This is a genomic window from Burkholderia sp. WSM2230 (assembly GCF_000472445.1).
Taxonomy (GTDB): Bacteria; Pseudomonadota; Gammaproteobacteria; order Burkholderiales; family Burkholderiaceae; genus Paraburkholderia.
On sequence record NZ_AXAJ01000014.1, the window covers coordinates 112139 to 134994 of the forward strand.

Sequence of the window (22856 nt, forward strand, 5' to 3'; positions counted from 1 at the left end):
AGAATCACGGCCTCATGCCGGCTTAGCTCATCAGGTAGAGCGCTTGACTTGTAATCATGAGGTGGCGGGTTCGAGTCCTGCAGCCGGCACCAGTAGTGCGAAACGGGGTTTCTGTTCAGTCAGGAACCCCGTTTTTTATTGGCCAATCAGCGCTTTGCATACGTACGGTGAGCGCAGGTGAAGGCTAAAATCACCATATCTCTTTCACCTTGTCGATTGTGGACAAAACTGTCTACTTTTGTGAAGCCTGACCACTGAAAGCGCGCCACATCGCGCCGCGCTTTCGCCAAAAGACCTCACCATGACCACCCCCGCAAGCATCACCTGGCCCGAAGCCGACGGCCCCCGCACCGCGCGTTGGCGCTCCGAAGCGGCGGTGCCGCCGCCCAGGCGCGTGATCGTCGCCGACGACCGGACCACCGCGGATTCGGCCTATCGGCTCGCGTGCGAAGGCACCGCGCTTCTGTGGAACGGCGACTTCCAGAACGCCCGGCAATTGTTGCAGGCGGTCACGCGTCGGCTCGAACGCAAACCGCGCAAGCAGGGGGCGACTCCCCTCGAAGCATTCAATCTGCACCGGCAGACGCAGTCGCAGCGCGCGCGTACGCTCGGCATGATCCTGATTCCGCTCGACGCCAGCTACGCGATTCCGCTGCGCCGCGCACCCGACGTGCAGCAGGCATGCATCGAAACCTACGGCCCGCCGGCCGACGAGGCGTCGGTCGTGTCGCTGCGCGAGCTGCTCGGCCTGATCGGCGCGCATGAATGGCGCAAGAAGGGTGTGGAGATTCCCGCGCTCGGCGACAGGATTCATCCGCATTACGGTGTTTTTTCGCCGGTGCGCGGCGAATATGTGGATCTCGTCGCGCGCACGCCGCTGCCGTCGCTCAACAAGGCGTTCGACATCGGAACCGGCACTGGCGTGCTCGCCGCGCTGCTGGCTAAACGCGGAGTCAGAAAGATCGTGGCGACCGACCAGGACCCGCGGGCGCTTGCGTGTGCGCGCGAGAATCTTGCGCGCCTCGGATACGAACAGCAAGTCGAGGTCGTACAAGCCGATCTGTTTCCGGAGGGACGGGCGCCGCTCGTCGTCTGTAATCCGCCGTGGGTGCCGGCGCGGCCGGCTTCGCCAATCGAGTATGCCGTCTATGATCCCGAAAGCCGGATGCTGCTCGGCTTTCTTAATGGCCTAGCGGAACATCTGTCGCCGGGCGGCGAAGGCTGGCTGATTCTATCGGACCTTGCCGAGCATCTCGGGCTGCGCACTCGCGATTGGCTGCTTGCCGCCATCGGGAATGCGGGGTTGACGGTGGCGGGGCGCGAGGATATTCGCCCAAGGCATCCCAAGTCGACCGACGAAACCGATCCGCTGCATAAGGCGCGGGTGGCGGAACTCACTTCGCTGTGGCGGCTGAAGGCGCGTTCGTGAGGCAGGTTGAGAAGCGACGGGATCTGAGAGTCTATAGCTGGTGGAAGAGCGGGGCGGCGTACGACCTCGGCGGCACTCAACGGCGTGACCTGTCCCCACGCACGCTGCGCGAGCGCCGCGCCGCGCCGCGCCACGCCACGCCACGCCACGTAGCGCCTGGCTACGCCGCGCCCCGCGCAGCGCGGCACCGAGCCGCCCGCGCCAACTTCACTACGCCGCGCCCCGCGCCTTGACGAACGCCGCCGCGCCGCAGCCGGCCGCCAGGCCGCTGGCAAAACAAGCCGTCAGCAGATAGCCGCCCGTGGGCGCTTCCCAGTCCAACATCTCCCCCGCGCAGAAAACGCCGGGCAAACGCTCGATCATGAGGTGCGCGTCCAGCGCCTCGAACGGAATGCCGCCGGCGCTGCTGATCGCTTCGGCAATCGGCCGTGCCCGCAGTAGCCGCACCGGCAACTTCTTGATGGCGTGCGCGAGACGGGCTGAGTCGGCGAAAACTTCCTTCGGCAGGATTTCATGGAGTAGCGCCAGTTTGACGCCGCTAATGCCGACTCTTCCCTGAAGGTGACTCGATATCGAGCGCGAGCCGCGCGGCCTTGCCACTTCGGCGACCACCCGCTCAAGAGCCAAGCCTGGCGCCAGATCCAGCGAGATCGTGAGCTCGCCGTCAGCCAGAATCCGCTCGCGAATCGGCACCGAAAGCGCGTAGATCAGACTGCCTTCAAGGCCCGTTTCTGTCAGAAGTATTTCACCTTGTCGATTGTGGACTTTTCCGTCTACGTCGGTCAGTGAAATGGCCACGGACTTCACCGGTTCGCCCGCGAAACGCTCGCGCAGGTAAGGGCTCCAGTCGGCGTCGAAGCCGCAGTTCGACGGTTGGAGCGGGCGAACCGGCACGCCGCGCGACGCGATCAAGGGCACCCAGGCGGCGTCGGACCCGAGGCGCGGCCAGCTTGCGCCGCCGAGTGCCAGCACGACGGCGTCGCAATCGACGAGCCGTTCGCCCTCGGGTGTCGCGAAACGCAAGGCCGGCGCGGCGTGAATCGACGTGGCAGCCGCTTCGTCCTGCGGCCCGCTGCTCCAGCCGTGCCACTTGTGCCGCATGTGAAACCTGACTCCGCCTTCCCTCAACCGATGCAGCCACGCACGCAGCATCGGCGCGGCCTTCATGTCGGTCGGAAAAACGCGTCCCGAGCTGCCGACGAAGGTCTCCACGCCGAGCCCGCGCAACCAGGCACGCAAGGCGTCGGGCCCGAACGCGCCGATCAGCGGCGCGAGCGATTCGCGGCGCGCGCCATAACGGTCGAGAAACGGCTCAAGCGGCTCGGAATGCGTGATGTTCATGCCGCCTTTGCCAGCCATCAGGAATTTGCGGCCGACGGAAGGCATCGCGTCGTAGACGTCGACCTGCACGCCTTGTTGGCACAGCGCCTCGGCGGCCATCAAGCCGGCGGGTCCGCCGCCGATGACGGCGACGCGGGCGGAATCGAACGAAGATGACATGCGGGCCTGCGGATAAGCGAAAAGGCGGGGCGCGCCGCCGCGACTGACGGCCAACCGCGCGAAACGCGGACAAGGACGGCAAGGAACGATGCCGGCGCTGCAAAGGGCGCTATTTTCACACCGCATGCGGCGCGGAGCAAACGCGCCTTGCGCCGCCACCGACGCGAGAACGCTACATTTCGGCGCCTTCAGCCGCGCGGCGTCAGTGGCCTGCCGCTGGGTTATTCAGCATCGCGAACTATAATTTTTGGACACCTTCCATCGGGCGCACTTTGCGTCGTTGCCGCGTCGATTCCACTCACCACGTTCTTGCTGCACCACGTGCCAGCGCATGGCAGGTGAGCTGCGGGTTCGCGCATGATGTCCCGCGTGGATGTCCCAACATGCCGATCAAGGAGACTGCCATGACCCGCCATTACATTGACTGCCGCGAGTTCCCGAGCGAAACGAACTGCACAGTCGCTCTGTCGGCCGACAGCGAGGACGAACTGCTCGACGCAGCCGTCCAGCACGCCGTCAGCGTGCACAAGCATGCTGATTCGCCGGAGTTGCGCTCGCAATTGCGGACGCTCTTCCACGAAGGCACTCCGCCTGTGGAATCACCGCGCATGTGAGTTACGAATTCGTGCGTTGGGCATGAGCCTCGGACCCGGGTCTCAGACCTGGGCCGTGGCACGACAGAATAAGAGCCGCCGCGCTGACTCGCGGGGGAGGCGAGCGGCGCTTGACCGCTCGCGCGAGTCGCGGCGTGAAGTCGACGTCCCGGCGCGTTGCCCACGGTCTCAGGTCGGGTACGCTTCGTCGACCTTGAGTCCGGCAAGCTTGAAAATGACGCGCAGCGTTTGCGGTTTGATGTCGCGCCGCGAAGCGAGCGTCGTCATCACGAAGTCCAGCACTTTCGCGTATTTGAGCAGCGTCAGGCAGGTTTCCATGTCGACGCTGCCGTCGCGCATGACTTCGGCGAGACGAAGCATTTCCGTGGAGATGTCGCGGGCCATCTCCAGTTCGAGTTGCTGCTTTTCGGTCCAGGCGGGCATGGCGGTGAGCTTCGCCATCATTTCCTGGAACTTCTGTTCGACGTTTCCGTTGGGTACCGTATCCATTGCTGCCTCTTCTATTGGCCGGGCGCGCATCCAGTAGAGATCGCGGCGCGCTGCCGGTTACGTAACGTTCGGCTCGTGTTACGAGCCGTCCTCCCCACATGCATTGGGGCCGTGTGTGCCAAACACGGCCGACAGCTTGTTGTTATGGGCACCATGTCTACGCCCTTGGGACCCTGGCGGCGCAAAACGGTTCGCTGCGCGCGCCGGGCTCACTAAGTCGAGCCGGAAAGAGCAGGAACTGTTCCAGGAATGCGGAACTTCCTGCCGGTTTTCGCGAGCACTTCGGTGAGCGGGCCGCCGTTTGGGTAAACTGGCAGCAACTTCTGTTTTTTTCCGTCACCTGACGCACGTTCGCGCTGCAATTGCCGACGGCTCCCCACGATGTCCAGCAAAACTCACGAAATCCGCCCGAACCAGTCCATCGAGTTGCTCAAGGAACTGCATATCCTGACACGCGACGGCAAGATGAATCAGGACAGCCGCCGCAAGCTGAAGCAGGTCTACCATCTGTTCCAGTTCATCGAGCCGCTGCTCAAGGACCTGAAGGACCAGAAGGGCACGGTCACCCTCGTCGATCACGGCGCGGGCAAGTCATATCTAGGTTTTATCCTGTACGACCTGTTCTTCAAGGAGTTTCAGGATGCCGCGGGTGGGGCGTCGCACATTTACGGCATTGAAACCCGCGAGGAGCTGGTGGCCCGCTCGGAGGAACTGGCGGCTCGGCTCGGCTTCAAGGGAATGTCGTTTTTGAATCTGTCGGTAGCGGATTCGATTACCTCGGACCGTCTGCCGGCGCAGATCGATATTGTTACCGCGCTGCATGCATGCAACACCGCAACCGACGACGCAATTCGCTTCGCTCTCGAAAAGAAGGCGAAATACATTGTGGTCGTGCCATGTTGCCAGGCCGAAGTGGCGGGGGTTTTACGTCAAAACAAAGGTAAATCGCTGGGTAATGCGTTGACGGAAATCTGGCGACATCCATTGCATACGCGCGAATTCGGCAGTCAGATTACCAACGTGCTGCGCTGTCTGCAGTTGGAGGCGCATGGCTATCAGGTGAGCGTAACGGAGCTCGTCGGCTGGGAGCATTCGATGAAAAACGAGCTCATCATCGCCCAGTTCAAGGACCTGCCGCGGCGGCGCCCAGCCGAGCGGCTCAACGAGGTGATGCAAACACTGGGTATCGAGGAACTGAAAGAGCGGTTTTTCGTTTCCGCGTGAATCGCGTGAATCAGCTCTTCATCAGTTTATTCCAGCCGGCCAGTCCGATTCTGCGGAGCGTTTCCTGATTGCGCTCGTAAATCTGCTCGGCGTCGGGAAAAGCCTGAACCGCGCGTTCAATGCTGTCTTCTCTCAGTAAATGCAGAATCGGATACGGCGCGCGATTCGTGTAATTTTCAATGTCGCTGGCTTCGGTGCCTTCGAACTGATACAACGGGTGAAAGCTCGCAATCTGGATAATGCCTTCAAGGCGAAGTTGCTTCAGCATTCGCTCGGCGAAAAACAGCGCGTCGTTGTAGTCGAGAAAATCAGGTAACGCTTGCGGCAGGATCAGCAGCGTCGTGTCGACGGCGGCGGGGTCCGCGGCGACTAGCGCGTTGAGCTCGGTTTCGAGATCTGCGAGCACGCCTTCCAGATCAGTTGCCTCGCTAACCGCGTAGCGAATTTGCCCCTTGACGTGGACAGCCTTCGCAAACGGACACAGATTGAGGCCGATAACGGCTTCGGTCAGCCAGTGACGGGTGGCGGCAACGACAGTGTCGTGCGATTGAGCGGACAGCGGCATGGCAGGCGGCAGGACAGGCAAAGCGTCATTGTAACGGCGCGTGCGTGAGTGCTGACGGCGGCACGGTCGGCTGGGCTGCGCTGCGCTCAGTGGGCCGCCAGAAACCTAACGCGCCGGCTTCCCGCCGCATGCCGCCGCGATCAGCTGGGCCGCCGCTTTCGGCGCGGCCAGCACCGGCCCCGAGCCCGCGCGATAGGTCTGGCTCGCCGCGTACACGCCCTCGATCAGCAAAGCCAGCGAGTTGGCGAGCGTCTCAGGATCGTCGGCGCCGGCGGCTGTCGCTATTTCCGTCAGGCGCGCCAGCAGACGCTCCTTGTTGCGAAACACGAATTGCCGGGCGGCGTGTTCGGTGTCCGCAAACTCGACCGCGACATTCACGAACGGACAGCCTCGATAACTTTCGAGCGATGCTCGCGCGGCGAGGTCGTCGAAATATTGCTGTAGTTGCCGCGCCGGGTCGCCGGGATGTTTCGCGAAGCTCTTCTCGACGTAGTCGAAAAACTGCGCGTCTTTGCGGTCCAGATACGCCATGACGAGATCGTCTTTCGACGAGAACTGGCGGTACAGGCTCATTTTGTTGACGCCGGCGCGCTCGACCACCGCATCCACGCCGACCGCCCGCACGCCCTCGCGGTAGAACAGCTCGGAGGCGGCGCGCAGCAGATGCTGTTGCGCTTCAGGTCCGGTCGTATGCGTGCCGCGCCCGCGCCGGTTGGCCGGCGCAGGCGTTGACTCAGCCCGGGAACCGGCTCGCTTGGAGGTTTCGCTTTCAGACATGGACAGCCTCAAATTCAATCGACGCCTTGACATGTTACCGACCGGTAACTAAGATCGCAACACCATTGTGACTGATCTGTCACAAGTGCTTTACGGAAACGGTAATAGTACGAGCGGTGCGGATATTTGCGTCCACCCAAAAGGAGAGCCAATGAACTGGGCAGCAAAACTGATAGGCAGGCGTTTTCACTACGGCTGGTTGACGGTCGCCGTCGTGTTTCTGGTGTTGCTCGCGGCGGCCGGCACGCGCGCCACGCCGAGCGTGATGATGGTGCCGCTGGAGCACCAGTTCGGCTGGAGCCGGGCGACGATTTCACTGGCGATCTCGGTGAACATTGCGCTCTACGGGTTGATGGGACCATTCGCGGCGGCGGCCATGCAGCGCTTCGGCGTGCGGCCTACGTTGCTCGTTGCGCTGGGCACGATGGCGGCGGGCGTCTCGCTGTCGTCGCTCATGACGCAGCCGTGGCAGATGGTTCTCGTCTGGGGCGTGATGGTCGGCGGCGCAACGGGCGTCGCGGCGCTGTCTTTGTCGGCGACGGTGGTGACGCGCTGGTTCACCACGCATCGCGGGCTCGTCATGGGCATTCTCACGGCCAGTTCGGCGACCGGCCAACTCGTGTTTCTGCCGATGCTCGCGGCCATCGCCGAACATTACGGCTGGCGCCAGGTGGTGTGGGTGGTCGCGGCGGCCGCGGCGATCGTGCTGCCGCTGGTGGCGTTTCTGCTGCCCGAGCGCCCTGCGGATGTGCAACTGCGTCCGTACGGCGAACCGCACGACGCGCCCGTGGCGGCCACCGCCACGAAGCAGAATCCGCTCGCCATTGCATTCGGCACGCTCGCGATGGCGAGCAAGACTCGCGATTTCTGGCTGCTGTTTTTCAGCTTCTTTATCTGCGGGGCGAGCACGAACGGTTACGTCGGCACACATCTGATCGCGATGTGCGGCGACTACGGCATGACCGAAGTGCAGGGCGCGTCGCTGCTCGCCGCGATGGGTATCTTCGATCTGTTCGGCACGACGCTCTCCGGCTGGCTCTCGGACCGCTTCAATAGCCGTGTGCTGCTGTTCTGGTATTACGGACTGCGCGGCTTGTCGCTGATGTATCTGCCGCACGCTTTCGGCATCGACTTCTTCGGGCTGCCGCTTTTCGCCGTGTTCTACGGGCTCGACTGGATCGCCACCGTGCCGCCGACCGTGCGTCTCGCCACGGACGTCTACGGCAAGGAATCGGCGCCCGTCGTGTTCGGCTGGGTGGTGGCCGGGCATCAACTCGGCGCTGCCTTTGCGGCGCTCGGCGCGGGCATGCTGCGCGCGAGCCTTGGCACCTACACGGTGGCGTCGATGATTTCCGGCGGCCTGTGCCTCGTGGCCGCGGTCATCGTGCTGCGGATCAACCGGCCTGCCAAGGTGCCGGAGCCGCAAGCCATCTAGCGCGACGCGAGGAAAGACGCGCAGCGATAGCACGCGTCTTTCCTCGCTATGGAAAAACGAACTGCAGGCTTCGCACAGCGGGCGCGCCGAACCTTCGGTATGCTATGTGACCCCGGGCAGCCGCCCGCGATCATGAATTTCCACCGAGAGAAGCGCATGACCCACAAACCTGCCCCAACCGAAGTTGCCATTCACGAGCTGATCGCTGGTCGCTGGAGCCCGCGCGCGTATTCCAGCGAGCCGGTGAGCCGCGAAAACCTGCACGCCGTGCTCGAGGCGGCGCGCTGGGCGCCCTCGTCGTATAACGCGCAGCCGTGGCGGTTTATAGTGTTCGACCGCAGCGTCGATGAAGTCGCGTTCAAGCAGGCGTTCACCACACTCGTGCCGTTCAACCAGGGCTGGAATGCACCCGCGCCCGTGCTGATCGCCGTGACCACGCAAACGCGTACCGCCAAGGGCGAAGTAAATCGCTGTGCGCAATACGACGCCGGCGCCGCCGCCATGGCGCTGGTGTTGCAGGCGCATGCGCTCGGACTCGCCGCGCATCAGATGAGCGGCTTCGACCAGAACGCGTTTCGCACCGCCTTTGATCTGCCGAACGACGTGGAACCTATCGCGATCATTTCGCTCGGCCATTACGGCGAGGTCGACAAGCTGGACCCCGTTCTGCGCGAACGTGAGAAGTCGGCCCGTCAGCGGCTGCCGCTGGCGGAGATTGCCTACAGCGGGGGCTGGAAGAAGGCGTTCTGAGCCGGTCGAGCAGGCGCACATCAGCAGAAAAACGCGCGGCGCAGCGAAGCGGCCGCGCGTTTTTTATTGGAGTTCGTCAAAGCGCGTCGTCGGTTACGCTGGAAAGCGGCGCGGCCACATGCTCCAAAGACTTGCGCTCCGCGTCCACGCCCCAGATCGCCGCGATCACCGCCGCCGCGAGCATCAGCGCAGAGCCGACCAGATAGCCCGAAAACACCTCGCCGCGCTGATGCGTGTCGATCAGCCGTCCAAAGAAAGCCGGGCCGGCGATCCCGCCGAGCGCCGTGCCGAACGCGTAGAACACAGCAATGGCAAGCGCGCGGATTTCCAGCGGGAACGATTCGCTGACCGTAAGGTAAGCCGAACTGGCCGCGGCCGACGCGAAGAAGAAAATCACCATCCACGCGATTGTTTGCGTGACGACCGTCAGCATGTGCTGCTCGAACAGGTAGCCGCTTACCGTCAGCAGAATCGCCGAGATCGCGTAAGTCGACGCGATCATCTTGCGTCGCCCGATCACGTCGAAAAGGCGGCCCAGCACCAGTGGACCCAGAAAATTGCCTAAGGCGAAGGGCAGCAGATACCAGCCGATGTGCTCGCCAGGCACGCCGTAAAAATCCGTCAGAACGAGCGCGTAGGTGAAGAAAATCGCGTTGTAGAAGAACGCCTGCGCGGTCATCAGCGAAAGGCCGACCAGCGCGCGCCGCCGATGCAGACTGAAAAGCGTGTGGAACACCTCGCCGAGCGGCGTGTGTCCGCGCGCCCTCAGGCGCAGGCGCGTGAAGCCGTCGGCAGGCAGCATGTGGCCTTCGCTGCGAAAGCGCGTTTCGATTCCTTCGACAATCGCGCGCGCGTCGCGCTCGTCGCCGTGCGTGAGCAGCCAGCGCGGGCTTTCGGGCACCCAGATGCGCATGGGCAGTACGGTCAATGCAAGCGCGGCGCCGATGAAAAAACACGCTCGCCAGCCCCAGTCGCCCGGCAGCAGCTGCGGATCGAGCAGAATCAGCGAGCCGGCCGCGCCGAGCCCCGCGCCGACCCAGAACGTGCCGTTGATCGCGAGATCGATCCAGCCGCGTACGCGAGGCGGCGTGAACTCCTGAATCGTCGAATTGATCGCCGTGTATTCGCCGCCGATGCCGGCGCCGGTCAAAATGCGGAACAGCAGAAAGCTGGCCAGATTCCAGGACACGGCGGTCGCGGCGGTAGCCGCGAGATAGAGCGCGAGCGTGATGAAAAAGAGCTTGCGCCGGCCGAGCCGGTCGGTGAGCCAGCCGAAGCCAAGCGCGCCGAGCACCGCGCCGGCAATGTAGGCACTGCCCGCGAGGCCCACCTCCGCGTTGGTGAAATGCAGCGACGGACTCGACTTCAATGCGCTCGCGACCGCCCCGGCGAGTGTTACCTCCAGTCCGTCGAGCAGCCACGTCACGCCCAGCGCGACGACAATCAGCGTGTGAAAGCGCCCCCAAGGCAGACGATCGAGCCGCGACGGCAAGTCTGTTTCGATGATCCCGGCGGTGTTTCGCTCGACGTCGGCGGCAGGCGGCGCGCTCATTGCTAATGCTCTCCTGAGTCGTTGAAATGCGGGGCTAGAGTAGCCGTCGGGAGCAATTCATGTTCCGCGCCGGTCGATCTTGCTTCGCGCCCGCCGCGCTATTGGCAAGTTGATGCTGATCCGGCTTTCGTGATACAAAGCCGCTCCCCCTACCTGTGCGCGCCAGCCGTGAGCGGCGATTCCTGCCATGACCTATTGCGCGATTGACTTCGGTACTTCCAACTCGGCCGTAGCCGTTCCAGACGGCGCCGCGCTCAAGCTCGCTCCCGTCGAAGGCGCCTATACGACGCTGCCCACCTCGGTATTCTTCAATACCGACGAAGACACCCGCGAATTCGGGCGCGCGGCGCTCGCGGCATACATCGACGGTTTCGACGGCCGGCTGATGCGCTCGATGAAAAGCATTCTCGGCTCGCCGCTTGCCGACAATTCAACCGATCTGGGCGATGGCACTGCAATCAAGTACACGGACGTAATCGCGATTTTCCTGGACCATCTGAAGCGTTCGGCGGAAAAAAGCGTGGGGGCGCCGATTGACCGCGCCGTGCTCGGTCGCCCGGTTTTTTTCGTCGACGACGACCCGCGCGCCGATCAGATGGCGCAAAAGCAGCTCGAAACGGCGGCGCGCGCGGTAGGTTTGCGCGACATCCGCTTTCAGTATGAGCCGATCGCGGCCGCCTTCGACTACGAATCGCGCCTGACCCAGGAAGGGCTTGTGCTGGTGGCCGACATCGGCGGCGGCACGTCGGACTTTTCGCTGGTGCGAGTGGGGCCCGAGCGGATGAAGCGCGTCGAGCGCAAGGACGACGTGCTGGCTCATCACGGGGTGCACGTCGCCGGCACGGACTTCGACCGCCGCGTGGAACTGGCGACCATCCTGCGCGAGCTCGGCTATCAATCGCTTGACCCGGAAGGTCGCGAGATTCCGAACCGCGTCTATTTCGACCTCGCGACCTGGCATCTGATCAACACCGTCTACGCGCCGAAGCGCGTCAGCGAACTGGCTCTCATGCGGCACCTGTTTACTGACGTCAAGCACCACGACCGTCTGATGCGCGTGGTGGAGCGGCGCCTCGGCCATGCGCTGGCGGCGCACGCGGAAGAGGCGAAGATCGGCGTCGCCGCGGGCGGCGAGACCGTAATCGATCTGGACGAAGTAGAAGACGACTTGCGTCTGGCGTTCGACGAGGCGCAGCTCATCGAGGCCGGACAGGAAGAGACGCGCCGGATCGTGGCGGCGGCGCGCGACACCGTGCAGGCAGCCGGCGTTCCGATTCGCGACGTGAGCGCGATTTACTTTACGGGGGGCTCAACCGGCCTCGCGTTTCTCTCCGGCGCGCTGGCGGCGGCATTTCCGGATGCCGAAGCGGTATTCGGCGACCGTCTCGCGAGTGTGGCGACGGGACTGGGTATTCACGCGCGTCGCGTGTTTGCATAAGCGCCCGCCACCGCTCGCATAGTGCGAAGTTAATCGCCGCGCACGATGTCCACCAATAAAAAAACCCCGCCGTGGCGGGGTTTTTTGCGTCCAGAAGGAAGCAGCGTAGCGCTTACACCGGCTTGATGTTAGCAGCTTGCTTGCCCTTCGGGCCCGTCTTCACTTCAAACGTAACCTTTTGGTTTTCTTGCAGCGTCTTGAAGCCTTCCGTGCGGATTTCCGAGAAATGCGCGAACAGATCTTCGCCGCCGCCGTCCGGGGTGATGAAGCCAAAGCCCTTTGCGTCATTGAACCACTTGACGGTACCGGTTTCCATATTACTTGTTCCTAAAGATGGTGAATAAGGCCGAAGCCCAATGAGTGCATGAAAATCAAGGAAGGGGGTAATGGGACCAACCGGAGTACCGTTGATGGGCGAACTACGAAAGACCAATTCACTCGCCGCTTGAAATCCTGCCCGAACGTTATACGGCGATTTCGAGAGAAGGTCAACACTCGGTCGGCAACTTTACAAAAATTCGCGATGGCGCCCCAAAAAGTTGCTTACAAAGCTTGCTGGAGGGGCGGTTTTTTTGCTAGGGAGAACCCTTAGTTTCGCTGCAGGCAACGGGTGCAACCGTTAAACTACGCGCCCGCGCCGGTTGCACCATAGGGATAACCGCCGCGCATACATGCGCGTCACCCGTTCTCAGCGCCATAAGCGCTAGTCGTGGGTGCCGACATGGTTCTGAAACAGGAGAAGACGTGAAAAGTTCTATACAACGGAACATCGGGCCGTTCGCACTCATGCTGACCGGCCTGGGTTCGATCATCGGCTCCGGCTGGCTGTTCGGCGCGTGGAAGGCCGCGAAAATCGCGGGTCCGGCGTCGATCTGCGCGTGGATCATCGGTGCGGTCGTGATTCTCGCGATTGCGCTGACCTACGCCGAGCTGGGCGCGATGTTCCCGGAATCGGGCGGCATGGTGCGCTACGCGCGCTATTCGCACGGCGCGCTGGTGGGCTTCATCAGCGCGTGGGCCAACTGGATCGCCATTGTTTCGGTGATTCCAATCGAGGCCGAGGCATCGATTCAATACATGAGCACGTGGCCGTATGACTGGGCGCATGCGTTATTTGTGGACGGATCTCTAACTACAAACGGGCTGCTGCTCTCGGCGGCCCTCGTGATCATTTACTTCCTGCTGAACTATTGGGGCGTGAAGCTCTTCGCGCGCGCCAACTCGGCCATCACGATCTTCAAGTTCCTGATTCCCGGCGCGACGATCCTCGGCCTGATGCTGACCGGTTTTCACAAGGAAAACTTCGGCGAAGTGAGCACATTCGCGCCGTACGGCTGGTCGGCTGTGCTGACCGCGGTCGCGACGAGCGGCATCGTGTTTGCGTTTAACGGTTTCCAGAGCCCGATCAACCTCGCCGGTGAAGCTCGCAATCCGGCGAAGAGCGTGCCGTTCGCGGTGATCGGCTCGATTCTGCTCGCGCTGGTCATCTACGTGCTGCTGCAGATCGCGTATATCGGCGCAGTGAGCCCGAGCGACGTGATGAAGGGCTGGAGCCACTTCAACTTCGCTTCGCCGTTCGCAGAACTGGCGATCGCGCTGAACCTGAACTGGCTGGCCATGCTGCTGTACATCGACGCGTTCGTGAGCCCGAGCGGCACCGGCACGACCTACATGGCGACCACCACGCGCATGATCTACGCGATGGAACGCAACAACACCATGCCGAAGATTTTCGGCAGCGTGCATCCGTTCTACGGCGTGCCGCGTCCGGCCATGTGGTTCAACCTGCTGGTTTCGTTCATCTTCCTGTTCTTCTTCCGCGGATGGAGTTCGCTCGCGGCGGTCATTTCGGTCGCGACCGTCATCTCCTACCTGACCGGCCCGATCAGCCTGATGGCGCTGCGCCGCGCGGCGGCGGACCTCGAGCGCCCGCTGCACATTCCCGGCATGCAGGTGATTGCGCCGTTCGCGTTCGTGTGCGCGTCGCTGATCCTGTACTGGGCGAAATGGCCTCTGACGGGTGAAATCATTCTGCTGATGGTTGTCGCGCTGCCGGTGTACTTCTACTTCCAGGCAAAGTCGGGCTTTGGCGGCTGGGGCCGCGACCTGAAGGCCGCGTGGTGGCTGGTCGCCTATCTGCCGGTGATGGCGCTTCTGTCGCTGATCGGCAGCAAGGAGTTCGGCGGCCACGGCCTGCTGCCGTACGGCTGGGACATGCTGGTGGTGATCGCGTTCTCGCTCGTCTTCTATTACTGGGGCGTCCATAGCGGCTACCGCTCGGAGTATCTTGAAGAGCGTCAGACGCACGACGAAGTTCTCGAAGGTATGGCCGTGCATTGAGTGGCCGCGCCGGCCGGGTGAGGCAAGGCCCGGCTGCTATTGAAAAGCCCGCCTGAGTGGTTGCTCAGGCGGGCTTTTCTCTTTTTGTCGCGGATTTTTGCGGGTACTTTTTGCCGCGCGCCGCGCATGGCCCGCGTGCCGGGCGCCGCGCCGATGCCGGGTCCGCGCTCAGGCGGTCCCGAACACGTAGTTCGTCATCGCGAGCGCACGCTGATAGGTGCCGAGCGCCTGAACCGTCAGCGAGAAATCGTCGTCGGCGGCGCCCAGCGCGGCGAAAATTGGCAGCAGATGCTCGTCGGTCGGATGCATCAGCACCGCATGCGGCGCCTGGCGGCGATAGTCGAGCAGTGCGTCGATGTCGCCTGCGGCGAGCCTTGCTTCGAACCAGTCGGTGAATTCGGCGACGCGCGGGTCTGCATCTTCGCGCCGTGCGGAAAAGTCCGCGGCGCGCAGGTTGTGCGTGATCTGGCCAGAGCCGATTACCATCACGCCTTCTTCTCTCAACGGACGCAGCGCGCGGCCGACGCGAAAATGATGCTCCGCGTCGAGGCGAGGCTGAATCGACAACTGCGCGACGGGCACGTCGGCCTCGGGAAACATCAGCAGCATCGGCACCCACGCGCCGTGATCGAGCCCGTGCGGCTGCGTTTCGGCGGGCAGGCCGCTGTCGCGGAGCAGCACGGCCGCGCGTCGCGCGAGGTCGGGCGCGCCCGGAGCCGGATATTGGATCTCATAGAGCTGGCGCGGAAATCCGTAGAAATCGTGGATGGTTTCCGGTTGAGTGGACGTACTCGCGACAGGCTGCGCGGTGCCCCAATGCGCCGAGAGCATCAAGACGGCCGCTGGACGCGGCAGTTGCGCACTCAGCGCCGCAAATTCAGCGGACGGCAGCGACGGGTCGATCGGCAGCGTCGGCGCGCCGTGGGAAAGGAAAAGCGAGGGCAAGCGGTTCATGGCGGCGACGCGCCCGCGAGGCGGATCGGAAGTTCGGTTACTGCCAATATAGAACCGCACCGCTCTTTGATAAACGGGCGAAAGCGGAATTGATTGTGTTGCGGCAGTTGGTAATGCAGGCAACCAACCTGGGCGCTAACCGTTGCGAGCAAGGCAGCCCGCAACCGGGTGAGCAGTTACTCGTCGGCGCCGCGCAACCCTGGCCAGGCCGGCGACAGCGTCGGCCCCAGCGCAAACAGATCAAGCACGCGGGCGACGGTGTGATCGACCATTTCGTCGATGCTCGCCGGTTGATTGTAAAAAGCAGGCAAGGGCGGAAAGATCACGCCGCCCATTTCCGTCACGGCCGTCATATTGCGCAGATGCGCGAGGTTGAACGGCGTTTCGCGCACGAGCAGCACGAGCCGGCGGCGCTCTTTGAGCGTGACGTCGGCGGCGCGGGTGATGAGGTTGTCGGCGAAACCATGCGCGATGCTCGCGAGCGTTTTCATCGAGCACGGCGCGACGATCATGCCGTCGGTCGCAAATGAACCTGATGCGATGCTCGCGCCGACATCGCGCACCGAATGCACGACATCCGCGAGCGGATGCACGTCTTCTTTACCGAGCTTGAGTTCGTGCTGGATGTTGAGCCAGCCGGCGCTCGAAATCAGCAGATGACTTTCGACGCCCCCAAGCTTGCGCAGCGTCTGCAGCAAACGGACGCCGTAAATGGCGCCGGTCGCGCCGGTGATCGCGACAATCAGACGGCGCGGTGCCGCAGCGCGTGTTTCCATGGCCGGCGGCGCCTTGCTGTGTCCTGGGAGCAGCTTTGCAGTGGCCGGTCAGGCCGCGGCAAACAGTTGCTGCAGTTCGCCCGATTCGTACATTTCCATCATGATGTCCGAGCCGCCGACGAATTCGCCCTTCACATACAGCTGCGGAATGGTCGGCCAGTTCGAGAACTGCTTGATGCCCTGCCGGACTTCGTCGTCTTCAAGCACGTTGACCGTCTTGAAGTCAGAGACATTGCACGCCTTCAGAATCTGGACGGCGCGGCCGGAGAAGCCGCACATCGGAAACTGGGCGCTGCCCTTCATGAAGAGCACGACGTTGTTTTCGTCGACGATTTGCTTGATGCGTTGTTGCGTATCCATGACTGACCTTGCGGTTCCGATATGTGTAGGGAATAGGCTGAAATGATAGCGGATTTCGCTCGCATCGGCCGGCGGACGCTTTGTCCATCCGCTGATTGCGGCTATTCCTGCGGCTTGTGTCAGCCGGCGAGGCAGGGGGGCGTGGCGTGGTGGCGAGTCGGTGTGCTCAGCCGGCAAGCCGCCCGCCGCTGATTCGCTCGATGCCTGCAAGATCGCGCTCGGATCTGACGTCCGCGAAACCTTGCGCTGTCAGAAGTGCGCGGACAGCTTCCGCCTGATCGTAACCGTGCTCCATCCACAACACGCCGTGTGGGCCAAGGTGCGCGGGCGCGCCCGCCACGATCGCGCGGATTGCGCTGAGGCCGTCGGCTTCGTCGGTGAGCGCGCCGCGCGGCTCATAGCGCAAATCGCCTTGCGCCAGATGCGGGTCGCCGCTCGCAATATACGGCGGGTTGCTGACGATCACGTCAAAGCGCAGCGCTTTGTCCAACGAGCCGTACCAGTTGCTTTGCGCGAAGGTTACCGCGCCGCCGGGCCGCTTTGCATCCAGCAGGCGCGCGGCGTTGCGCGCCGCGACAGCAAGTGCTTCCGCCGAACGGTCGAGCGCACTGACTTGCGCGTCCGGCCGCATCGACGCGATCGCCACCGCAATCGCGCCCGTGCCGGTGCCCAGGTCGAGCACGCGCGGGCGCTGGAGATTTTCCATTGCCGTGAGCGCCGTCTCGACCAGCAGTTCGGTCTCGGGCCGCGGAATCAGCACGTGCGGCGTCACCTCGAATTCCAGCCCGAAAAACTCGCGGACGCCGACCAGTTGCGCGACCGGCTCACCGGCCACGCGCCTCGCCTGCAACACCAGATAGCGTTCGACGCATGCGCTGTCGAGCGCTTCGTCCGCGCGCGTAATCAGCTGCGTTTGCCGCCAGCCGAGCACGTGCGTGAGCAGAATCCGCGCTTCGAGCGGCGGCAGCGGCGAGGCGCGCAACAATGCCGCCGGTGTCGCCGCGGCGTCGCTTTTGGCTGGCGCGTGAGTGGTCATCGGCGCTTAATCCGCGTCGCCGAGCGATGCGAGCAACTCGGCCTGATGCTCGCTGACGAGCGCCCCGATCAGCTCGTCGAGATCGCCGTCCATAATCGCGTCGAGGCGATACAGCGTCAGATTGATCCGGTGGTCTGTCAGACGCCCTTGCGGGAAGTTGTAGGTGCGAATGCGCTCCGAGCGATCGCCGGAGCCGATCAGGCTCTTGCGCGTCGCGGCTTCCTTCGCTTGCTGCTCGTGCGACTGCTTGTCCTTGATGCGGGCCGCGAGCACCTTCAGCGCGCGGTCCTTGTTCTTGTGCTGCGAGCGGTCGTCCTGACATTCGACGACGATGCCCGTCGGCAAATGCGTGACGCGCACCGCCGAATCCGTCTTGTTGATGTGCTGGCCGCCCGCGCCGGATGCGCGGAACGTGTCGATGCGCAGATCGGCCGGATTGATTTCCACTTCGCCGATTTCGTCGGCCTCCGGCATCACCGCGACCGTGCAAGCGGACGTGTGAATGCGGCCCTGCGTTTCGGTTGCCGGCACGCGCTGCACGCGATGACCGCCGGACTCGAACTTGAGCTTCGAATACGCGGCTTCGCCCGCGATCCGCACGATCACTTCCTTATAGCCGCCCAGATCCGATTCGCTCGCCGACATCATCTCGACCTGCCAGCGGTTGCGCTCGGCGTAGCGCAAGTACATGCGCAACAGGTCGCCGGCGAAAAGCGCAGACTCGTCGCCGCCGGTGCCCGCGCGAATTTCGAGGAAGATGTTGCGGTCGTCGTTCGGATCTTTCGGCAGCAGCATTTTCTGCAGTTCACCGCCGAGCTGATCCATGCGCTCACGTGCCGCGCGAATTTCTTCTTCTGCGAACTCGCGCATGGACGCGTCCGCCAGCAGTTCCTGCGCGGTGGCGGCGTCGTGCATGGCCTGACGCCACAGCGCGTAATGTTCGACCACGGGATCGAGCTCGGCGTGTTCGCGCGTGAGCTTGCGATATTGATCGCGGTTCGAGGTAATGTCCTCTCGGCTCAGCAGGTCGTTCAGTTCGGCCAGCCGCGTAGTCAGCTGGTCGAGCTTGTGTTGCATGCTCGTTTTCATCGGGCGGGTATCGGAGCGGACTCCGGCAAGGACGGCAACCAGGAAAATGGGCGGATGCCCGGGACAGAAGCACGTGGCGGGCCACTGCGCGGCCACCGGCGGGTCGCGCAAACCGGCGGCGTGGGCGCCGCTAACGCTCCGTGGAACCGGAGTGTTTGTAGATGCCGCTCAACAGCTCTATGAGCGTGTCACGGTTTTCGCCGCTCGCGCGATTGAGCGCGTGGGTCGGACCGTGGATCAGCTTGTTGGTGAGCGCCTGCGACAGCGCCTCGATGACAGCGGCTGGATCGTCGCCGCGCGCGAGCATTTTCTGCGCGCGTTCGACCTCGGCCCGGCGCAGCACGTCGGCTTGCGTATGCATATGGCGGATCACCGGCACGATGCTGCGCGCCTCGAGCCACTGCATGAAATTCTGCACGCGCGTTTCGATAATCGCTTCGGCCTGCGCTACCGCGGCCTGGCGCGACGCATTGCCTTCGCGGACGATCGCGCCGAGGTCGTCGACGGTATACAGGAACACGTCTTCCAGCTTGCCGACTTCCGGTTCGATGTCGCGCGGAACCGCCAGATCGACCATGAAGATCGGGCGATGGCGGCGCGCCTTGACCGCGCGCTCGACCGCGCCCAAACCGATGATCGGCAACGTGGACGCCGTGCACGACACGATGATGTCGAATTCGTGCATGCGAGTGGGCAGGTCCGACAGCGGAATGGCGCGGCCATTGAACCGTTCGGCGAGACGCATGCCGCGCTCCGCGGTGCGATTGGCGACCACCAGTTCGCGCGGCTGCTGCGCGGCGAAGTGCGTGGCGCACAACTCGATCATTTCTCCCGCGCCGATGAACAGCACGCGCTGGTTCGACACCTTGTCGAAAATCCGTTGCGCGAGCCGCACGGCGGCGGCTGCCATGGAAACCGACTGGGCGCCGATTTCGGTCGTGCTCCGCACTTCTTTTGCGACGGCAAAAGTGCGCTGGAACAGCTGGTTCAGATAAGTGCCGAGCGCACCCGCTTCTGAAGCCGTGCGCACCGCGTCCTTCATTTGTCCGACGATTTGTGTTTCGCCGAGCACCATAGAATCGAGGCCGGATGCGACGCGAAACGCGTGGCGCACGGCTTCGGACTGAGGCAGCGCATAGACGTGCGGCGCGAGTTCGCCGATGGGAAGGTTGTGATACCGCGAAAGCCATTGGATTGCGGCTTCGCGCGCGGCCTCTTCGTCTGTCGCGCAATAGAGTTCTGTGCGATTGCAGGTGGAGAGGATCGCCGCTTCAGGCGCCGAGCGGGCCGTGGTGCCGAGCCAGACGCTTTTGAAGGTGTCCAGTGCGGGTTTGATCTGTTCGAGCGGAAACGCCACGCGTTCGCGCAAGGCGACAGGCGCAGTGTGGTGATTGATTCCGATCGTTAGAAGCTGCATGCTGGGGGCTATGGTTTAGCCCCATATTATAGCGTTTCCACGATTCTTACATTGCCCGCTCGCGAGCTGCCGCTTATGCCGGGCATCAGGCCGATGAGGCAGCGGCTTCCGCGGAAAACACGTCGAGGCGATAGCCGTAGCCGTACAGCGGCGCAAGCGAATAGCCGTTTTCCGGGCGCAATTCGAGCTTGGAGCGCACGCGCGACGCGTGGGTGTCGACGGTGCGCGACTTTACGTCGCGGCGGCGCGCCCACACCGTTTCCATGATGTGCGCGCGCGACACCGGCCGCGACAGGTTGCTGAACAGCAGCAGCGCGAAGCGGAATTCTTTCGGCGTGAGCGCAACCGTGCGGTCGCGAAACGTGACGGCGAAGTTGGCGGCGTCGAACGCATAACCGCGAATCACGTCGTGCCGACGATTGGCCGGCCGCCGCAGGGCCGCGCGCCGCAGCAGCGCGTCCACGCGGGCGAGCGTCTCCGGGCCGCGCACCGGTTTGGTCAGACAGTCGTCGGCGCCCGCGTGAAGTGCCGCGACGATCTGGCTTTCGCGCGGCTCGGCCATCATCACGATGACAGGCAGGCTCGGCAGCACGGCGCGGGCACGCGCAATGACATCTTCGGCGGAATGGTCGCCGGCCCAGTTTTCGGTAAGCAGTAGATCGAAGAATTGATCGGCAGCCTGCTCCAGGAACGGAGCGCTGGTGGTGAAGTGCTGACAGACGTGGCCGCCGGCAAAAATCAGCCGGGTAACCAGTTTGGCGTGACGCGTGTCCGGCTCGATAAGGGCGATTCGCATGCGCGCGTTCCACTTGACGACGGCCAGGAACCAGGCTTTTCCGTAAGGCCTCCAGCTTGCCTAACCTTACCCCGACCCCTAAACTCAACCGCTGTGCGGAAAGCGCCGTGCTGATCTTTTAAGAAAGAGACAAAAATGCTAGCTGTCGTTGAGCCTCGCGCACATGAGACAAATCCGAAATTGCGCGAGATCACCCACTGATGGGCTGGCCAGGAATCGTTGTGCTGGGAGCGGCAATCGGCTTGGTGGGATGGTGGTTGCATCCGCTGCGCCGCGTGAACCGCTCGAGCCGCGCCCGCTTATGGGTGGCGCTCGTAGCCGGAGTGCTGGGCGCCAGCGTGGCGCACATGGCCGGCAACGTGCTCGGTCTTTTCCATGACGGCGAGACGCTCGAATGGCCCGTATGCACGGCCGTCGCGACGATCGCCGTCGCCGTGACGGTCGGCTTGCTTTCCCGTCGATGAATACTTGCAGGTGACTTCCATGAATGCCCGACTTCCCGAAACCTCTTCCATTCCCGAACGGCTTGCGAGCTTGCGCAGCGCGATGGCGCGCGAAGGCGTCGCTGCTTACCTCGTGCCGTCTGCGGATCCGCACTTGTCCGAATATCTGCCGGGGCGTTGGCAAGGGCGGGAATGGCTTTCCGGTTTCACCGGCTCAGCGGGCACACTCGTGGTCACTGCCGACTTCGCGGGCGTCTGGACAGACAGCCGCTACTGGGAGCAGGCCAACGCGCAACTGGCCGGCAGCGGCGTTCAGCTCATGAAGATGACGGGCGGCCAGCAAACCGCGCCGCATTTCGATTGGCTCGCTGAAAACGTGGCGCCCGGCGGCACGGTGGGTGTGGACGGCGCCGTGCTCGGCGTCGCGGCGGCGCGGGCCCTGAATCAGGCGCTCTCGGCGCGCGGCGTGAAGCTGCGCACCGACATCGATCTGTTCGACGCCGTCTGGCCGCAGCGTCCGTCGCTGCCGGATGCCGCGGTGTTCGAACACACCGCGCCGCATGCCAGCGTCGCGCGTGCAGATAAACTCGCGCAGGTTCGCCGTGTCATGGCGGAAAAGGGCGCCCAGTGGCACTTCATTTCCACGCTCGACGACCTCGCGTGGCTGCTTAATCTGCGCGGCGCCGACGTCAGCTTTAACCCCGTGTTTGTCGCCCATGCGCTGATCGGCGAGAACAGCGCGTCGCTTTTCGTTGCCAACGGCAAGGTGCCGCCCGCGCTCGCTGAGGCGCTTACGCGCGACGGCGTCAGCGTGAAGCCGTATGCGCAAGCAGCCGAGGCGCTCGCCGCGCTGCCCGCCGGCAGCACGCTCCTGATCGACCCGCGCCGCATCACGTACGGCTCGCTGCAGTCGGTTCCGTCGACGGTGAAGGTGGTCGAGGCGGTGAACCCGTCCACGTTTTTCAAGTCGCGCAAGACCGAAGCCGAAGCGCAGCATGTGCGCGAGACAATGGAGCAGGACGGCGCGGCGCTGGCCGAATTCTTCGCCTGGTTCGAGAGCGCGCTCGGCCGCGAAACGATCACCGAACTGACTATCGACGAACGTTTGACGGCCGCGCGCGCGCGTCGTCCGGGCTTTGTGTCGCTGAGCTTTGCGACCATTGCCGGCTTTAACGCGAACGGCGCTATGCCGCACTACCGCGCCACAAAGGAATCGCATTCAGTGATCGAAGGCAACGGCCTGTTGCTGATCGACTCGGGCGCGCAGTATCTGAGCGGCACGACCGACATTACGCGCGTCGTGCCCATCGGCACGATCAGCGACGAACAGCGGCGCGACTTCACCATCGTGCTGAAGGGCACCATGGCGCTGTCGCGTGCGAAGTTTCCGCGCGGCATCCGCTCGCCGATGCTAGACGCGATCGCCCGCGCGCCGATCTGGGAAGCCGGTGCCGACTACGGTCACGGCACCGGCCACGGCGTCGGCTACTTCCTCAACGTGCATGAAGGCCCGCAAGTGATCTCGCACTACGCGCCGGCCGAACCGTGGACGGCGATGGAAGAAGGCATGATCACCTCGGTCGAACCGGGCATCTATCGGCCGGGCAAGTGGGGCGTGCGCATCGAGAATCTGGTGCTGAACGTGCCCGCCGGCCAGACGGAATTCGGCGACTTCCTGAAGTTCGAGACGCTCACGCTGTGCCCGATCGACACGCGTTGCCTCGACCTGTCTTTGCTGCGCAACGACGAACGCGCGTGGCTCAACGACTATCACCAGACCGTGCGCACGCGCCTCGCGCCGCATGTTTCCGGCGACGCAAAGGCGTGGCTGGAACTGCGCACGCAGCCCATCTAAACCGTAATCGGATAGCG

The 22856-nt window shown here is 63.6% G+C and carries 22 protein-coding genes and 1 tRNA gene; 10 read left to right on the forward strand and 13 right to left on the reverse strand.

Going from position 1 to position 22856, the window contains the following annotated elements:
- Positions 1-16: 16 nt before the first annotated feature.
- Both A3AC_RS0123545 and A3AC_RS0123550 read left to right on the forward strand, forming a co-directional pair.
- A tRNA-Thr gene (locus A3AC_RS0123545) sits at positions 17-92 on the forward strand.
- A 209-nt stretch (positions 93-301) separates the two neighbouring features.
- Positions 302-1429: a methyltransferase gene (locus A3AC_RS0123550; RefSeq protein ID WP_025601910.1), complete on the forward strand. Its 1128-nt coding sequence runs from the start codon at positions 302-304 to the stop codon at positions 1427-1429.
- A gap of 210 nt (positions 1430-1639) precedes the next feature.
- Here the strand turns inward: A3AC_RS0123550 and A3AC_RS0123555 are convergent, their stop codons facing one another.
- Positions 1640-2929 (reverse strand): TIGR03862 family flavoprotein, encoded by a 1290-nt coding sequence (locus A3AC_RS0123555; protein WP_025601911.1) that lies wholly within the window; start codon positions 2927-2929, stop codon positions 1640-1642.
- 404 nt (positions 2930-3333) lie between these two features.
- On the opposite strand from A3AC_RS0123555, the gene A3AC_RS0123560 reads away from it, so the two are divergent.
- Positions 3334-3543, forward strand: coding sequence for a DUF1059 domain-containing protein (locus A3AC_RS0123560; RefSeq protein WP_025601913.1), 210 nt, complete (start codon positions 3334-3336; stop codon positions 3541-3543).
- A gap of 168 nt (positions 3544-3711) precedes the next feature.
- On the opposite strand, the gene A3AC_RS0123565 is transcribed toward A3AC_RS0123560, so the two are convergent.
- Entirely contained in the window at positions 3712-4032 is a 321-nt protein-coding gene (locus A3AC_RS0123565) for a hypothetical protein (RefSeq protein ID WP_013340655.1), read from the reverse strand.
- Between the two features lie 381 nt (positions 4033-4413).
- On the opposite strand from A3AC_RS0123565, the gene A3AC_RS0123570 reads away from it, so the two are divergent.
- Positions 4414-5256, forward strand: coding sequence for a class I SAM-dependent methyltransferase (locus tag A3AC_RS0123570; RefSeq protein ID WP_025601914.1), 843 nt, complete (start codon positions 4414-4416; stop codon positions 5254-5256).
- A gap of 10 nt (positions 5257-5266) precedes the next feature.
- Here the strand turns inward: A3AC_RS0123570 and A3AC_RS0123575 are convergent, their stop codons facing one another.
- The gene (locus A3AC_RS0123575; protein WP_025601916.1) at positions 5267-5821 is read right to left on the reverse strand and encodes a DUF1415 domain-containing protein; all 555 of its coding nucleotides are present in this window, start codon (positions 5819-5821) and stop codon (positions 5267-5269) included.
- A gap of 105 nt (positions 5822-5926) precedes the next feature.
- The gene (locus A3AC_RS0123580; RefSeq protein ID WP_025601918.1) at positions 5927-6598 is read right to left on the reverse strand and encodes a TetR/AcrR family transcriptional regulator; all 672 of its coding nucleotides are present in this window, start codon (positions 6596-6598) and stop codon (positions 5927-5929) included.
- A gap of 151 nt (positions 6599-6749) precedes the next feature.
- Between A3AC_RS0123580 and A3AC_RS0123585 the strand changes: the two genes are divergently transcribed.
- Both A3AC_RS0123585 and A3AC_RS0123590 read left to right on the forward strand, forming a co-directional pair.
- Positions 6750-8033 (forward strand): MFS transporter, encoded by a 1284-nt coding sequence (locus A3AC_RS0123585; protein WP_025601920.1) that lies wholly within the window; start codon positions 6750-6752, stop codon positions 8031-8033.
- Between the two features lie 156 nt (positions 8034-8189).
- On the forward strand, positions 8190-8783 hold the full coding sequence (locus A3AC_RS0123590) for a nitroreductase family protein (RefSeq protein ID WP_025601922.1): 594 nt from the start codon (positions 8190-8192) through the stop codon (positions 8781-8783).
- Between the two features lie 76 nt (positions 8784-8859).
- On the opposite strand, the gene A3AC_RS0123595 is transcribed toward A3AC_RS0123590, so the two are convergent.
- On the reverse strand, positions 8860-10335 hold the full coding sequence (locus A3AC_RS0123595) for an MFS transporter (protein ID WP_025601923.1): 1476 nt from the start codon (positions 10333-10335) through the stop codon (positions 8860-8862).
- Positions 10336-10522: 187 nt separating this feature from the next.
- Between A3AC_RS0123595 and A3AC_RS0123600 the strand changes: the two genes are divergently transcribed.
- The gene (locus A3AC_RS0123600) at positions 10523-11773 is read left to right on the forward strand and encodes an Hsp70 family protein (RefSeq protein ID WP_025601925.1); all 1251 of its coding nucleotides are present in this window, start codon (positions 10523-10525) and stop codon (positions 11771-11773) included.
- 112 nt (positions 11774-11885) lie between these two features.
- Here the strand turns inward: A3AC_RS0123600 and A3AC_RS0123605 are convergent, their stop codons facing one another.
- On the reverse strand, positions 11886-12089 hold the full coding sequence (locus A3AC_RS0123605; RefSeq protein ID WP_007180251.1) for a cold-shock protein: 204 nt from the start codon (positions 12087-12089) through the stop codon (positions 11886-11888).
- Positions 12090-12517: 428 nt separating this feature from the next.
- Between A3AC_RS0123605 and A3AC_RS0123610 the strand changes: the two genes are divergently transcribed.
- The gene (locus A3AC_RS0123610) at positions 12518-14113 is read left to right on the forward strand and encodes an APC family permease (protein WP_025601928.1); all 1596 of its coding nucleotides are present in this window, start codon (positions 12518-12520) and stop codon (positions 14111-14113) included.
- Between the two features lie 168 nt (positions 14114-14281).
- Here A3AC_RS0123610 and A3AC_RS0123615 read toward each other — a convergent pair whose 3' ends face one another.
- From A3AC_RS0123615 to A3AC_RS0123645, 7 genes are all read right to left on the reverse strand, one after another.
- Positions 14282-15067 (reverse strand): DODA-type extradiol aromatic ring-opening family dioxygenase, encoded by a 786-nt coding sequence (locus tag A3AC_RS0123615; protein WP_025601929.1) that lies wholly within the window; start codon positions 15065-15067, stop codon positions 14282-14284.
- A gap of 176 nt (positions 15068-15243) precedes the next feature.
- The gene (locus A3AC_RS0123620) at positions 15244-15843 is read right to left on the reverse strand and encodes a UbiX family flavin prenyltransferase (protein WP_025601931.1); all 600 of its coding nucleotides are present in this window, start codon (positions 15841-15843) and stop codon (positions 15244-15246) included.
- A gap of 48 nt (positions 15844-15891) precedes the next feature.
- On the reverse strand, positions 15892-16203 hold the full coding sequence (grxD, locus tag A3AC_RS0123625) for a Grx4 family monothiol glutaredoxin (RefSeq protein WP_013589742.1): 312 nt from the start codon (positions 16201-16203) through the stop codon (positions 15892-15894).
- 166 nt (positions 16204-16369) lie between these two features.
- Complete coding sequence (gene prmC, locus A3AC_RS0123630; RefSeq protein WP_025601933.1) at positions 16370-17239, reverse strand: peptide chain release factor N(5)-glutamine methyltransferase; 870 nt, start codon at positions 17237-17239, stop codon at positions 16370-16372.
- 6 nt (positions 17240-17245) lie between these two features.
- Positions 17246-18328, reverse strand: coding sequence for a peptide chain release factor 1 (gene prfA / locus A3AC_RS0123635; RefSeq protein ID WP_025601935.1), 1083 nt, complete (start codon positions 18326-18328; stop codon positions 17246-17248).
- Positions 18329-18458: 130 nt separating this feature from the next.
- A complete protein-coding gene (gene hemA, locus A3AC_RS0123640) occupies positions 18459-19745 on the reverse strand; it encodes a glutamyl-tRNA reductase (RefSeq protein ID WP_025601936.1) in 1287 nt (428 codons plus the stop codon).
- Positions 19746-19830: 85 nt separating this feature from the next.
- The gene (locus tag A3AC_RS0123645; protein WP_025601937.1) at positions 19831-20541 is read right to left on the reverse strand and encodes a response regulator transcription factor; all 711 of its coding nucleotides are present in this window, start codon (positions 20539-20541) and stop codon (positions 19831-19833) included.
- Between the two features lie 200 nt (positions 20542-20741).
- On the opposite strand from A3AC_RS0123645, the gene A3AC_RS0123650 reads away from it, so the two are divergent.
- Both A3AC_RS0123650 and A3AC_RS0123655 read left to right on the forward strand, forming a co-directional pair.
- Entirely contained in the window at positions 20742-21005 is a 264-nt protein-coding gene (locus A3AC_RS0123650; RefSeq protein WP_025601938.1) for a hypothetical protein, read from the forward strand.
- A gap of 19 nt (positions 21006-21024) precedes the next feature.
- Positions 21025-22839, forward strand: a complete 1815-nt coding sequence (locus A3AC_RS0123655) for an aminopeptidase P family protein (protein WP_025601939.1) — start codon at positions 21025-21027, stop codon at positions 22837-22839.
- The last annotated feature ends 17 nt before the right edge of the window (positions 22840-22856 follow it).